The 13927-nt window shown below is 36.3% G+C and carries 16 protein-coding genes; 9 read left to right on the plus strand and 7 right to left on the minus strand.

Features of this window, described 5'->3' with window-relative positions; all coding sequences use genetic code 11:
* The first annotated feature begins 68 nt into the window (after positions 1-68).
* Positions 69-1013 carry an aminodeoxychorismate synthase component I gene (locus OPU68_RS00335; RefSeq protein ID WP_498471948.1) on the plus strand — a complete coding sequence of 315 codons (945 nt, stop codon included), beginning with the start codon at positions 69-71 and terminating at the stop codon, positions 1011-1013.
* Positions 997-1623, plus strand: a complete 627-nt coding sequence (locus OPU68_RS00340; RefSeq protein ID WP_498471949.1) for an aminotransferase class IV — start codon at positions 997-999, stop codon at positions 1621-1623. The genes OPU68_RS00335 and OPU68_RS00340 overlap by 17 nt, the downstream gene beginning before the upstream one ends.
* Positions 1624-1630: 7 nt before the next feature.
* On the opposite strand, the gene OPU68_RS00345 is transcribed toward OPU68_RS00340, so the two are convergent.
* From OPU68_RS00345 to OPU68_RS00360, 4 genes are all read right to left on the minus strand, one after another.
* Positions 1631-1978 (minus strand): hypothetical protein, encoded by a 348-nt coding sequence (locus OPU68_RS00345; RefSeq protein WP_498471950.1) that lies wholly within the window; start codon positions 1976-1978, stop codon positions 1631-1633.
* A 4-nt stretch (positions 1979-1982) separates the two neighbouring features.
* Positions 1983-3647, minus strand: coding sequence for a 2-succinyl-5-enolpyruvyl-6-hydroxy-3-cyclohexene-1-carboxylic-acid synthase (gene menD / locus OPU68_RS00350; protein WP_498471951.1), 1665 nt, complete (start codon positions 3645-3647; stop codon positions 1983-1985).
* A gap of 177 nt (positions 3648-3824) precedes the next feature.
* Entirely contained in the window at positions 3825-4865 is a 1041-nt protein-coding gene (locus OPU68_RS00355; protein WP_498471952.1) for a PA0069 family radical SAM protein, read from the minus strand.
* A 249-nt stretch (positions 4866-5114) separates the two neighbouring features.
* Positions 5115-5312 carry a hypothetical protein gene (locus tag OPU68_RS00360; RefSeq protein WP_498471953.1) on the minus strand — a complete coding sequence of 66 codons (198 nt, stop codon included), beginning with the start codon at positions 5310-5312 and terminating at the stop codon, positions 5115-5117.
* 188 nt (positions 5313-5500) lie between these two features.
* Here OPU68_RS00360 and OPU68_RS00365 point away from each other — a divergent pair, with 188 nt between their 5' ends.
* The 5 genes from OPU68_RS00365 to OPU68_RS00385 are packed head-to-tail and all read left to right on the plus strand — an operon-like array spanning position 5501 to position 8495.
* A complete protein-coding gene (locus OPU68_RS00365) occupies positions 5501-6832 on the plus strand; it encodes a 2TM domain-containing protein (protein WP_498471954.1) in 1332 nt (443 codons plus the stop codon).
* A 2-nt stretch (positions 6833-6834) separates the two neighbouring features.
* Complete coding sequence (locus tag OPU68_RS00370; RefSeq protein WP_498471955.1) at positions 6835-7113, plus strand: 2TM domain-containing protein; 279 nt, start codon at positions 6835-6837, stop codon at positions 7111-7113.
* A gap of 5 nt (positions 7114-7118) precedes the next feature.
* Positions 7119-7418: a 2TM domain-containing protein gene (locus tag OPU68_RS00375; RefSeq protein ID WP_498471956.1), complete on the plus strand. Its 300-nt coding sequence runs from the start codon at positions 7119-7121 to the stop codon at positions 7416-7418.
* Positions 7405-7707 (plus strand): 2TM domain-containing protein, encoded by a 303-nt coding sequence (locus OPU68_RS00380; protein WP_498471957.1) that lies wholly within the window; start codon positions 7405-7407, stop codon positions 7705-7707. The genes OPU68_RS00375 and OPU68_RS00380 overlap by 14 nt, the downstream gene beginning before the upstream one ends.
* Positions 7708-7748: 41 nt before the next feature.
* Positions 7749-8495, plus strand: a complete 747-nt coding sequence (locus OPU68_RS00385) for a LytR/AlgR family response regulator transcription factor (protein ID WP_498471958.1) — start codon at positions 7749-7751, stop codon at positions 8493-8495.
* A gap of 60 nt (positions 8496-8555) precedes the next feature.
* On the opposite strand, the gene mnmA is transcribed toward OPU68_RS00385, so the two are convergent.
* Complete coding sequence (gene mnmA, locus OPU68_RS00390) at positions 8556-9743, minus strand: tRNA 2-thiouridine(34) synthase MnmA (protein ID WP_498471960.1); 1188 nt, start codon at positions 9741-9743, stop codon at positions 8556-8558.
* A gap of 263 nt (positions 9744-10006) precedes the next feature.
* Here mnmA and OPU68_RS00395 point away from each other — a divergent pair, with 263 nt between their 5' ends.
* Both OPU68_RS00395 and OPU68_RS00400 read left to right on the plus strand, forming a co-directional pair.
* Entirely contained in the window at positions 10007-10276 is a 270-nt protein-coding gene (locus OPU68_RS00395; protein WP_498471961.1) for a hypothetical protein, read from the plus strand.
* Positions 10273-10530, plus strand: coding sequence for a hypothetical protein (locus OPU68_RS00400; protein ID WP_498471962.1), 258 nt, complete (start codon positions 10273-10275; stop codon positions 10528-10530). The genes OPU68_RS00395 and OPU68_RS00400 overlap by 4 nt, the downstream gene beginning before the upstream one ends.
* A gap of 112 nt (positions 10531-10642) precedes the next feature.
* On the opposite strand, the gene OPU68_RS00405 is transcribed toward OPU68_RS00400, so the two are convergent.
* On the minus strand, positions 10643-11227 hold the full coding sequence (locus OPU68_RS00405; RefSeq protein WP_498471964.1) for a Crp/Fnr family transcriptional regulator: 585 nt from the start codon (positions 11225-11227) through the stop codon (positions 10643-10645).
* Between the two features lie 52 nt (positions 11228-11279).
* Positions 11280-13802, minus strand: a complete 2523-nt coding sequence (locus tag OPU68_RS00410; protein ID WP_498471965.1) for an ATP-dependent Clp protease ATP-binding subunit — start codon at positions 13800-13802, stop codon at positions 11280-11282.
* Positions 13803-13927: the final 125 nt, after the last annotated feature.

Here is a 13927-nt window from a genome sequence, read left to right on the forward strand (position 1 = left end):
TTTATCTTTTCTCTATCATCTTTTCTCTTAATTTTGTTTTTATGTTTCAGAATCCGAAGTTTCAAGTAATGGACGAATTATCAGAAAGAAAAGAACCCTTTTTTTTTCTGATCAATTTTTTAATGGATGTGGTCAGAATTTTCACTCAAAACGAAATTGAAAATAATAGTTTGTTGATTGATTTTCATAATCTTACAAACGTAAAAAATGAACACGAGCCAATTCCAAACTTTGAATGGAAATCTTTCCCTGAAACATTAGAAGATTATCAAAGAGGATTCGGAATTGTTCAGGAAAACTTGAGAAAAGGAAATTCTTATTTGACTAATTACACCAGAAAAACCGAGATTGAAACCAGTTTGACTTTGGAAGATATTTTCAAATTTTCAAAAGCAAAATATAAAATTTTGGCTCCTAAGGAATTCGTATGTTTTTCGCCGGAAACATTTATCGAAATCATTGATAATAAGATTTTTACGCATCCGATGAAAGGAACAATTGATGCGGAAATTGAAAATGCAGAAAATATTCTGAAAAACGACCCGAAAGAAAAAGCGGAACATTACACAGTCGTAGATTTACTGAGAAACGATTTGAGTATGGTTGCCAACAATGTTCGCGTTAAAGATTTTCAAAGAATCGATTTCATCAAAACAAAACAAAAAGATCTCCTTGCAATGAGTTCCGAAATCGAAGGCGAAATCAAACCGGAGTTTCAAAACAAAATCGGTTCAATTCTCCAAAAACTTTTGCCAGCCGGTTCTATTCTCGGTGCGCCAAAACCGAAAACATTGGAAATCATCCTCGAAGCTGAGAAATATGACCGAGGTTTTTACACCGGAATTGCAGGCTATTTTGACGGAAAAAATTTGGATTCCTGCGTGATGATCAGATTTATTGAAAAAGAAAACGAAAAACTCTTTTTTAAAAGCGGCGGCGGAATCACGCACCAAAGCGAGTTAAAAAGCGAATACGAAGAAATGAAAAACAAAATTTATGTCCCAATTTATTGAAAGCATCAAAGTGGAAGACCAAAAAATCTTCCTGACAGAACTTCATCAAAAAAGAATGAATGAGACATTTTCTTATTTCGGAAAGGAATGTAAAATAGAAATTCAAGATTTATTTTTAAACCTGAAACACGACGAAGACGGACTTTACAAATTCCGAATTGAATATGATCTGGATAACAATTTCAAAACCCAGATTGTTCCGTACGCCATTTCAGAACACGATGATTTCGAATTGGTCATAGATAATGAAATTGATTACACTTTCAAATCAGCCGACAGAAGGCAATTCCAAAAATTAAAAAATGACAGCGGAGCAGACGAAATTATCATTGTTAAAGAAAATCAAATCATAGACACATCTTATTCCAATCTCCTTTTCCTGAAAGATAAAACCTGGTTTACGTCAAAGAATTACTTGCTGAATGGTGTGATGCGACAAAGTTTATTAAGCTCAAAGAAAATCGAAGAAACTGAAATTACGCTTGATAACATTAAGGAATTTTCACATTTTCAACTGATTAATGCACTCAATGATTTTGATGAAATGTTCATTTATCCGATTGAAAAAATTATCAATCTACCGAAAGAAGAATCGGATTTAATCTTTTAAGGCAATATTAATATGAGGCTGTAATAGTTACTAATCCGTCAGCACAAGCCTTACCATATAAACTCACACAATTTTCAGCTTTCGTAAACTGAATTGTTTTAATTTGTGATTCTTTAATTTGAATTGGCTCTATCTTCTCTTTATAAGAATAATAAATTACAGATCCATTTATAATTAACATTGGATTTTCTCCGAGTCTTTTGTCCTTTTGGGCTATTCTTATTTGATCTATCAGGTAGTATTTTGCTTCCCCTTCGTCCGGCAATAGAAAGTTTTTCTCAATAGAATTTGTTTTCCGTGCTGTACAAGCGCAAAGCGATATCGCAGAGACATAAAATAAAATTTTCTTTATCATAGGTTTATTTCAAAGATTCAAAATACTGCTTCAAAATATCCGCATTATTACATTCAGAAGTCATCACTTCTAAAATCTTTGGTTTCGGATTGGACTTGAAAAAGTTGGGTAAAACTCTGTCTAATGTAATTTCGTCCTCAACTTTCGTATAATCAAAACCGAAATTTTTCGCCAATAATTCTGCATTCCTGTGATGTGTCGTCGCAATAAATTCGTCCAAAGCATTGGTTCCGTTTGGTCCCGGAATGATTCTGAAAATATTGCCTTCACCGTTGTTGAAAATCACAATCCTAGTGTAAGGCGGAATATATTGGTTCCAAAGTCCATTGATATCATAGAAAAACGACAAATCTCCGGTAATCAAAATCGTGGGTTCATCTTCCATCATTGCAAATCCCATTGCAGTAGAAGTACAGCCATCGATCCCGCTGGTTCCTCGATTACAATAAACATCGTGCTTTTGATAATCAAACAATTGCGCATATCGGATTGCCGAACTATTCGAGAAATGAATCTTGTAATTCTCAGGAATATGATTTGATAACTGATTGAAAAGATAGAAATCTGAGAATGGTGCTTTGTTCAAGTATTCCTCGTGTTTTGCGTCTTTTTTATCTTTCAAAACGTCCCAAAGATTGAAGAATGGTCTTGGTTCAAGATTGATGGATTTTAATAATTTGGAAAAGAAAACTTCAGCTTTAGTTTCAATTTTTTGAGTTAAAGCGAAATAAGTGTCTGGCTGCCAATATTCATCAATGTGCCAATGTTGTGCTGGTTTGGCTTTTCTAAGGAATTGTTTTACTCTTTTGGAAACTACATTTTGTCCGATTGTAATTAGCAAATCCGGTGCGTAAGTTCTGTAATCTTCTTCAGTAAAATCTGTGATATATCGGTCGATATGAGCGAAGAATTTCTCGTGTTGAAGATTTGAATTCATTTCCGTCAAAACGACAACGGTATGATTTTTAACCAATTGAGAAAGCTGAGCCGATAATTCCGGATTTGGGTCTAACGATCCGGTTAAAATTAGAATTCGTTTGGAAGTATGCCAATCCGCAATCAGATTTGAAGGAATTTCGTAAGTCTTTTTCTGAATCGTTTTTTCTACGATTGGCAAAACCGGCAACTCATCTATCAAGTTATAAAGAGGCTCATTCAAAGGAATATTGATGTGAACCGGGCCGCTTTTTTCGATGCAGAGTTCAACTGCTTTTTTGATGGTTTCGAAGTTGTGGTCGTCTGCGCCGTCTTTCTCATCTTCCAATAACTCGAAGTCGCCGTAAGAATGTTGCTGAAAAAGGTTTTTCTGACGAATGGTTTGTCCGTCAAACAAATCCACAAAATCCGAAGGTCTGTCAGCCGTCAAAATCAAAAGCGGAATATTCTGATAAAACGCTTCTACAACGGCAGGATAATAATTGGTTGCTGCGGAACCGCTTGTACAAGTGATTGCGACAGGTTTTTTGATTGATTTTGAAATTCCCAAACCAACAAATGCTGCCGCTCTCTCGTCCACAATACTGTAACATTGGAACGCATCAATCTCGGAAAAATGAATCGATAAAGGCGCATTTCTGGAACCTGGAGAAATGATGATTTTGTCGATGCCGTATTGTTCAAGAATATGTGCGAGAATCTGGATACTGCGTTTTGCGGAATATTGCTTCATTGTAGAAATTTACTGAGAAATAAATCAGTTTGCAAATTTAATCAAAAGACTTGTTTATTTTATCGCAAAGACGGAAAATATAGACAAACTAATCGCTTCTAAGTCGCAGTTTAAATTTAAATTTGCGACTTTTTTGAATTAGAATTTAAAATAACCTCAGGCCTTGTGATAAAAAACCTAAAACAAGCGCAATTGTTGTGTTCGGCTTCCAGTAAAATGCTCAGTCGTCAAACTTGCTCTTTCACGATTATTAAAAAACTTCTTCTTCCCGATTTCAAAGGTTTTATGAATCATCTCTGCAATATTTCCTTCGCCTTGATAACGCTGGAAATATCTCTTCTCTCCTAGATTTCCACCTCTCATCGAGCGGATGAGATTCAGAACTTTGTCTTTTCTGTCGGGGAAATGCGTTTCCAGCCATTGGATAAAAACTGGCTCAACAGTGTCATTCAATCTGACCAAAGTATAACCGCAACTTCTCGCACCAGCTTCAGAAACCGCTTTCATTATGCCGAGACTTTCATCGCTGGTCAAACCTGGAATTACGGGTGCAATCATCACATTTACAGGAATGTTTTTTTCAGATAAAACTTCTATGGCTTTCAGTTTGTTTTTTGCGGTTGAAGTTCGTGGTTCCATCACGCGTCGGAGTTCTTCGTTGATTGTCGGAATGCTCAGCGAAACCGAAATCAGATTTTTCTCTGCCATTTTTTCGAGAATATCAATATCTCTCAAGACCAAAGCGTTTTTGGTGATGATGGAAACCGGATTTCTGTAATCCAAACAAACTTGCAACAGTTTTCTCGTGATTTCAAATTCTCTTTCAATCGGTTGATAACAATCGGTGTTTCCGGAAAGCATAATCGGTTTTGGAACGTAAGATTTCTTCTGAAACGTTTTCTCCAGAAGTTCGGGCGCATTTTTCTTGACCATCAGTTTTCTTTCGAAATCGACGCCTGCGCTGTAGCCCCAAAACTCGTGTGTTGGTCGGGCGAAACAATAGGAACAGCCGTGTTCGCAACCTTGGTACGGATTCATAGAATAATCCATCGGCAAATCCGGACTTTTTACAATATTGATGATGCTTTTCGGGAAAACTTCTGTGACCTGCGTTTTGATTAAATCCAATTCATAATCTTCCGGTTCGTGCGTGAATCGGTCAAATTTGTTGACAACATTTCGTTGAGCGCCTTGCCCTTTTGGGATGAAATTTGACATTTTTTATTGGAAAAAAATAACGCAAAGGCACAAATTAAAGTGTCATTGAGCTCATATCAAGCCGCAAATATTTGCGACTTACAGAAGCTTTGAAATAGAAACTTCCGCCTTTGCGCTAAAATTGATTGGAATTATTATCTTCAAAATTATCATTAGAAAAATAAAATCTCTCTTAAAATTCCGGAAAGTTTTCCACAAAAAAAATCCGGTTCGTGAGAACCGGAAATTTGTGTAATTAAATAGTGTGTGTCATAAAAATGCGTCTAACTCTACGCCGTCATCCGCGGCTGCATAAGGATTTCTCCTGGAATTCCCGAATAAATGATGATGGTCAGAATAATCGCTGTTGTAAACTCTGTTTCTTAAATATTTTCTCGCCACCAAAACGCCCAGAACAGCTGCTGTCCCGAAGATTCCGGCAAAGATGATTTCTACGTTTCTCTTCATATGATTAAAGATTAATATTTTTTTCCAAGCAAAAGATGTTCCTTTTTGAGTGGCAAACCTCAATCTTATCAAAAATTTAAGATTCCAAGCGGTACTTTTTACAGTTCAGTAGGATTTTTTAACAATTCGGTCATATATAATTGCCTAACTTTTCTTTCTGTCATAATTTTGAACCAAGCAATTAGAATATGAATAAAAAACCATTAATAACGCTAACGTGGATTACACTGGGCTCATCCATTTTTTTCTTCACTTTTTTCTCTGATGAAAAAACTTTAGAAAGCTTTGGTTACAACTTGCTAATTTCGGCAATGTATGCATTCGGCTTAGGGTTGAGTAATGGTTATGTGAATGATTTTCTCAATAAAAAACTATCGTGGACAGAACAAACCAGACTTAGAACCATTCTTGGAATCGTAGCAACATTAATTGTCAACTTCATAATGGTTTATGCGTGTAATTATATGAACTATGTGGTCATTCAAAAAGTGGCTACTCCAGAAGATATTTTTTCCGGAAAATATACTTTTACCAATTGGTTTATGATAAATTTTGCGTTGATGATTTCGGCATTCCTTCACGCCAAAGGCTTTATGGAGGAACTGAAAAAGAACACGAAAAAAGAAGTCGTGGAACAGAAACTCATCGCCAAATCTGCCAACGCCCAGTTCGAATCTTTGAAGAACCAATTGGATCCGCATTTCCTCTTCAATTCGTTGAATGTTTTAACCGCTTTGATTGATGAAAATCCGGAACAGGCGCAGAAGTTCACAACATCGATGTCGAAAATCTACCGATATGTTTTGGAGCAAAAAGACAAGGAAATGGTAAAAGTGGAAGATGAAATAGAATTTGCTAAAATCTACTGCAACCTTTTGAAAACCAGATTTGAAGATAGCGTAAGTTTCACATTTGATGTTAATCCTGATGATTTAAAAAAACTAGTTGTACCGCTTTCATTACAATTATTACTGGAGAATTGCATCAAACATAATTTTGCCACGTCATCAAAACCATTGAACATCAGGGTCTTCTCAGAAGGGAAATTTCTCTGCATCGAAAATAATCTTCAGGTAAGAGAACAACTGAAAGAAAGCGCAGGAATCGGTTTGGCAAACATCGTTCAACGATACGCACTTCTAACCAAAGACAATGTTTATATAGAAAAATCAGAAGAAAACTTCAAAGTAAAAATACCAATATTAATAGAAAAAAATACCCAAACAATGACAACTTACACCTCACAAACTACAGAAAATGTTGCTTACGAAAAAGCGGTAAAAAGAGTAAAAGAACTGAAAGGTTTCTACGGAAATTTAATATCATATTGCATTATTATTCCATTTTTGGCAATTATCAATCTGCTCACTTCTCCAACAGAAATCTGGTTTTACTGGCCAATGTTAGGATGGGGAATTGGATTAGCAGCTCACGGAATGAACGTTTTTGCCATAGGTAAAAACTGGGAAGAAAAAAAGATTCAGGAGATTCTACGCAAGGATGATTTCAAAAAATATTAGTGATGGAAACTGATTTTGAGAAACTAAAACTGAAGCTGGCCAAAGCACGAATGAAAGAAATAAAAGCTTTTTATATAATGCTTTCTGGAATCGTTATTCTGATGCCTTATCTCATTTTTATCAACTTAAAAACTAATCCCGACTTTCATTGGTTTTGGTTTCCAGTAGTTGGATTTGGAATCAGCATTTTGGGATATTCAATCTATCTTTTTACAGGTAAAAAGTGGGAAGAACATAAGATTCGGGAAATAATGAACAATCAAAATAACCTTAAAAACTAAATAAAATGGAAATTATTAATAAAGAAAATCCACGTTACGAAATGGCTGTGGAAAGAGTAAGAAAAATCAAAAAATTCTATACTGGGATTTTGGTTTTCGCAATTGTGTTCGGAATCGTTTATGGCATCAAATTCTTCAAACACGGGTTTCCACAAAACCTTGGAGAGATGCAGGTTTCCTGGATTTTTATCATCTGGGGATTGATTCTCGCAATCAAAGGAATTAAGCTGTTTTTCTTCAACTCCGATTGGGAAAATGATATGATTAATAAAGAACTCAAAAAGCAAAACAATGGAAATTATTAAAGATAAAAACGATATCAAATATCTTGAGGCTAAGAAAAGAGTGAAAAAACTGAAAGGGTTTTATATCCATTTGACGATTTATGTTCTTGTCAATCTGTTGATTGTATTTATTAATATCCAAAATCTAAAACCCGGAGAAAGTTATTTCAAGCCAGAAAATTTCGTCACTTTATTTTTCTGGGGAATTGGTTTGCTTGCCCACGCAATGAGTGTTTTTGTTCCTCAATTTGTTCTCGGGAAAGATTGGGAAGAGCGAAAAATTCGGGAAATAATGGACAAAGAAAAATAATATTTTAACTAATTTCGAATCAAATAAAATAAACTATAAAAATGATAAGAACGATAATCATCGAAGACGAAAAACCGGCAGTCAGACGACTTGAAAAATTATTGAGTTTGTTTTCTGATTTAGAAGTAGTTGCAAGCCTTAATTCTGTAGAAGAATCAGTCGATTGGTTTCAGGAAAATGAACATCCACAATTGATTTTTTCTGACATAGTTCTCGGTGACGGATTGTCGTTTGATATTTTTGATAAAGTTTCGACGAAGGCTTTTATCATTTACACTACAGCTTTTGACCAATATACTTTGAAGGCCTTCAAACTCAACAGCATCGATTATCTTTTGAAACCTATCGAGGAAGAAGATTTGGCAAAAGCAATTGAAAAATTCAAATCATTCTTACCGGAACAAGGCGCTGTTAATTCACAGGAAATCAGACAAATCGTTAAAAAAGAACAGGCAACACTTTCACGGATTTTGGTCAAAATTGGTTATAATTTGAAGGTGGTTTCCATCAATGAAGTCATCTGTTTCTACAGCGAGAACAAAATCGTCTATCTTCAAACCAAAGAAAGAAATTTCCCTACAGATTTTACTCTTGATGAACTCGAAAATGTCCTCGAGCCTTCCAAATTTTTCCGTGTCAACAGACAATTCATCATCAGCTCAGATTACATCAAAAACATTCACATTTCTCCTAATTATAAAGTAGATTTGGAGTTCCAACCAAACGAAGAAATTACGGTAAGTCGTGATAGAGTGAAGGATTTTAAGGATTGGCTGGCTGGAAATTAGAAAAAACAGGTTTCACGAAAATTCCGCAAAGCCTGTTCAACTATTTAATTCAATTTATTTTTAAGCAATCACGCCGCTTCCAATCAATTCATCATCGATGTACCAAGCCGCAAATTGTCCTTCAGCAATAGCAGACTGAGGATTTTCAAACTCCATATAGAATCCATTTTCGAATTGATGAATCGTTGCTTTTTCCAAAGTTTGTCTGTAGCGGATTCTTGCCAAAACTTCCATAGATTCGCCGTTTTTCAATCTCAAATCTTCACGAACCCAATGCAATTCGGCATTTTCAATTTTCAAAGCTTTTCGGAAAAGTCCGGGGAAATTTTTCCCTTCACCTACGAAGATGATATTATTTTCCATCTCTCGGCAGATGATGAAACAAGATTCCTTGTGACCACCAATTCCCAAACCTTTGCTTTGCCCAATCGTGAAAAACTGCGCACCTTGATGCTTGCCAATCACTTTTCCGTCCTCTTTTTTATAATTGATTTTCGCCGACAGATATTCCAGCTCTTCTAATTTTGAATTAAAAGTTGGAGTCTCTTTATGAAACTCAGCAAAGTCATTAAAAATCTCAACAATTTCTCCTTCTTTCGGAACAAGCTGCTGTTGTAAGAATGTCGGCAAACTCACTTTCCCAATAAAGCAAAGTCCCTGAGAATCTTTCTTGTCCGCGGTTACCAAACCGATTTCTTTAGCAATTTCCCGAACTTCAGGTTTCGTCAATTCTCCGATGGGAAACAACGCTTTTGACAATTGGTCTTGACTCAACTGACAAAGAAAATAACTTTGGTCTTTGTTATTATCTTTACCTGCAAGCAAGTGAAAAATCTCTTTCCCTTTTTCATCAAAAGTAGAAGTCACGCGCGCATAATGTCCGGTTGCAACTTTCTCAGCACCAAGCGATAAAGCCGTTTTCATAAACACATCGAATTTCACTTCGCGGTTACAAAGTACATCTGGATTTGGCGTTCTTCCCTTTTGATATTCGTCAAACATATAATCCACGATTCGCTCCTTGTAGAGCTCGCTCATATCGATGACCTGATAAGGAATTCCTAATTTTTGTGCGACGAGAAGCGCATCATTACTGTCTTCAATCCAAGGGCATTCATCTTCCAATGTCACCGATGCATCGTTCCAGTTTCGCATAAAAAGTGCGATAACTTCGTGACCTTGTTGCTGCAAAAGATAAGCTGTCACGCTAGAATCTACGCCTCCGGAGAGGCCAACTACTATTTTCATTTGATTTCAATTTTACGAAACTCTTGACGGGAGTTCTTAGTTTGAGGATGCAAAAATACAATTAAAACTTTCGCAAAAAAACCATAATTTTAAGGATTGATAAAAACGATATTAGCAACATTAATTATTTGGGCAGCTTTATCCGCCTTCCACTCCCAATCTTTTTTGCCAATACTTTCCCACAGCAAAAAAGGATTTCCGTTCAAGTCGGGCTGCGAGAGTCAACCTTGATTAAAATGTCAACATAAAAAACCACATTAATTATGAAAAAATTATTCAGTCTTTCCTTAATTCTAATTAGCGTTCTAAGCTTTTCGCAAATTGCAATGAGTTCCGGAACTCAAACCAACCGCTGGACTTTCGGTGGCGGATTGGGCGTTGGTTTCGGTAGTGATAGTTATTTCAATCTACAAGTTTCTCCAAGATCGGTTATAAAATCACAGACCAATTGGAAGGCGGCGTTATCGGAAATGTTTCCTGGCAAACTTCAGATTTTTACAAATCGACAATGTTTGGCGTTGGTCCTTTTATGAATTACTATTTTGCCCGTTCTTTCTTTGTAGGCGCTAATCTTCAGCAATATTTCATTAATTCTGAAGAAAAATTCACAGGGTATAAATTTGATACAGATGAAACGGCGCTGTATCTCGGCGGCGGTTATATGCAACCGATAGGAAATAATGCATTTGCACAATTTGGATTGATGTACAATGTGTTGTGGAAGGAAAGAAGCAGTATTTTCAGTACAGGATTTATCCCGAGTGTGGGATTTGTGGTAGGCTTATAAAAAAATAAAGTCCTCTTATTTATCACCATTTGTGTTCGGATAGATTTTTTTAGAGGACCTTATTAGGGACTGCAAATGTAAAATGAATTTTCGGAACAAAAATTAACGTTTGTTAATTTCCTTTAAAAAGTCTCTTTTTTATTCTGCTAAGAGATACTGGTGTGATTCCCAATAGAGAAGCAATATATTTTGAAGGTACTTTTTGCAAGACTTTTGCATTTTCTTCCAGATGTTTCTGATATCTTTCTTCCGGATTTAGAAGTACAAAATCTTCGATATTTTGCAAAAGAATTCCAATCATAGTTAGGAACATATTCGCCCGCAGATTATTAATGGTCAGACTTTTTTGTGAACCAATATGAATAGCGTCATAAGTCAGTTCAAAAAGCTCTGTTTCACCGATGGATTGATAAAAATATCTCGATGGCTGATTGTAAATAATCCCGTCATAATTCCCGAAAAAACTCTTCTTATTGTGAAAAAGAATGGTCTTTTCTGTGCCGTTAGCTTCCAGATGATAAACGCGAACAATTCCACTTTTAATGAAGTAAACCTTACGGTTATTCTCGCCCGGCCTGATGTAAGTTTCCCCGGATTTGAACTTCCGTAAAGTTGTGTAAGGCCACAAAATTTCAATATCCTCTTTCGTGATTCCAGGGATATTTTGTAACAAATATTCTTTAGATGATTCTTCCATAAGATACAAAAAAGACCACCCGCAAAGGTGGTCTATATAAATTTGAAATGATTTATTTTACAATCTGTTCTTCTTTCACAGTTTCGCCTTCCAAACCATCTTTGGCTTCATTTACTTTCAGAACAACGGTTTCACCTTCTCCAAATTGCTTATTGACAAGCATTTCGGCTAAGAGATCTTCGATATATTTCTGAATCGCACGTTTCAGAGGTCTAGCTCCGAAATCTTTGTCCCATCCTTTTTCCGAGATGAAATCTTTTGCTTCTTCCGTCAACTCGATTCTGTAGCCTAATTTTTCCAATCTGCCATACAATTTGGACAATTCCAAATCGATGATTTTCTTAATATCTTTTTGCTCAAGAGAGTTGAAGATAATAATGTCATCTATTCTGTTTAGGAATTCCGGTGCAAATGCTTTCTTCAAAGCGTTCTCAATCGTAGACCTTGCTCTTGCATCGGTATTTGTTTTCTTCGCATTGGTTCCGAATCCTACACCATCTCCGAAGTCCTTCAGGTCTCTTGTTCCGATATTCGAAGTTAAAATAATGATTGTATTTCTAAAATCAATTTTTCTACCTAATGAATCGGTTACGAAACCTTCGTCCAAAATCTGCAGCAAAATGTTGAAAACATCTGGATGCGCTTTCTCAATCTCATCTAAAAGAACGACTGCGTAAGGTTTTCTTCGCACAGCTTCTGTTAATTGTCCACCTTCTTCATAACCAACGTATCCTGGAGGCGCTCCGACCAATCTGGAAACCGCAAATTTCTCCATATACTCACTCATATCGATTCTAATCAAAGCTTCGTCTGAGTCGAATAATTCACGAGCCATTACTTTAGCAAGCTCGGTTTTACCAACACCGGTTGTTCCTAAGAAAATGAATGTTCCGATTGGACGATTTGGATCTTTAAGACCAGCTCTGTTTCTTTGAATGGCTTTCACCACTTTTTTCACAGCGTCTTCTTGTCCAATTACTTTTCCGTTCAGTTTCTCATCCATCTGAGCCAGTTTATCAAGCTCATTTTTGCCAACTTTGGTCACTGGAACGCCACTCATCATAGAGACAACTTCCGCAACACTTTCTTCCGTTACTTCTTCTTTTTTCTCTTTGACGTCTTTGTCCCATTGTTCCTGAGCAAGATTCAATTCGATTTGAAGTCTTTCTTCCTCGTCTTTCAGTTTTCTGGCTTCAAGGTAATCCTGAGCTTTCACTGCTTGCTGTTTCAATTCCTTCACTTCTTCGATGCGCGTTTCGTGCTCGATAATTTCGGAAGGAACTTTCATATTTTTGATATAAACTCTAGATCCGGCTTCGTCCATCGCATCAATCGCTTTGTCCGGAAGGAATCTGTCTGTAATATACCTCGCTGTCAAATTCACACAAGCGTTGATAGCCTCATCTGTGTAATGAACATTGTGGTGATCTTCGTATTTATCTTTGATTTGATGAAGGATCTGAATCGTTTCGTCTACCGTAGTTGGCTCCACCATTACTTTTTGGAAACGACGTTCCAAGGCTCCATCTTTCTCGATATATTGTCTGTACTCGTCAAGAGTTGTAGCACCAATACATTGGATTTCACCTCTTGCCAAAGCTGGTTTGAACATATTGGAAGCATCTAAACTTCCGGTAGAACTTCCTGCGCCAACAATCGTATGCAACTCATCAATGAAAAGAATGACATCACGGTTTTTCTCGAGTTCCGTCATAATCGCTTTCATTCTCTCTTCGAATTGTCCACGATATTTGGTTCCGGCAACTAAACTTGCTAAGTCTAAAGTAATAACACGTTTACCGTAAAGAACTCGAGAAACTTTTTTCTGCTGAATTCTCAAAGCCAAACCTTCTGCAATTGCTGATTTACCAACTCCTGGTTCACCAATCAAAAGCGGATTGTTTTTCTTTCTTCTTGATAAGATCTGAGAAACCCTTTCGATTTCTTTTTCACGACCAATTACCGGATCCAGTTTTCCGTCTCTTGCGAGAGAAGTCAAATCACGACCAAAATTATCCAAAGTTGGCGTTTTGCTTTTTTGAGCGCCAAGATTTCCCGAAGGTTTTTTCATCTGGCTGTAAGGTTCTTCTTTCTCCTCATCGTCATCGTATGCACTATTTTGTGGCAACTGATCGGTGTTTTTCAACATCGTTCTGTATGCTTTTTGAACAGCATCATAATCGATATCGTAAGCCTGAAGAATATTCGCTGTAGGATCTTCTTGTTTGTACAAAACACCTAAAAGTAGGTGAACTGTATTGATGTCAGCAGATTGATATTGGCGACATTCCAGCTCAGATCTTTTTACAGCCTGATCTGCCATTTTTGTAAAAGAAATGCTTCCCATATTTGCAGTAAACGGGTTAGAGTTTGCTGAACTCAGGGTTTCTATTTTTCTTTTTATTTGGGTAAGATCCGCACTTAGACTTTCGAGGATCTCTTTCGCAGAATTTTCAGTTTTGATGATTCCTAAAAGGAAATGTTCAGTATTCAGAAATTCACTCTGCAAACGCCTTGCTTCATTTTTGCTTTGCTTGAACACGCGGTTCAAACCGTCTGAAAATTTATAATCCATAATTAAAAATTATACACTAAGTTATGTTTTTTATGATAAATCCTACAATTAATTATTGTAAAATTTAAATATTTGTTTGCAAATAGATTGCCATCAGAAAAAAATGGACTTTATGACCTGATTTT

It is taken from the genome of Chryseobacterium sp. TB1-D10 (assembly GCF_059803555.1).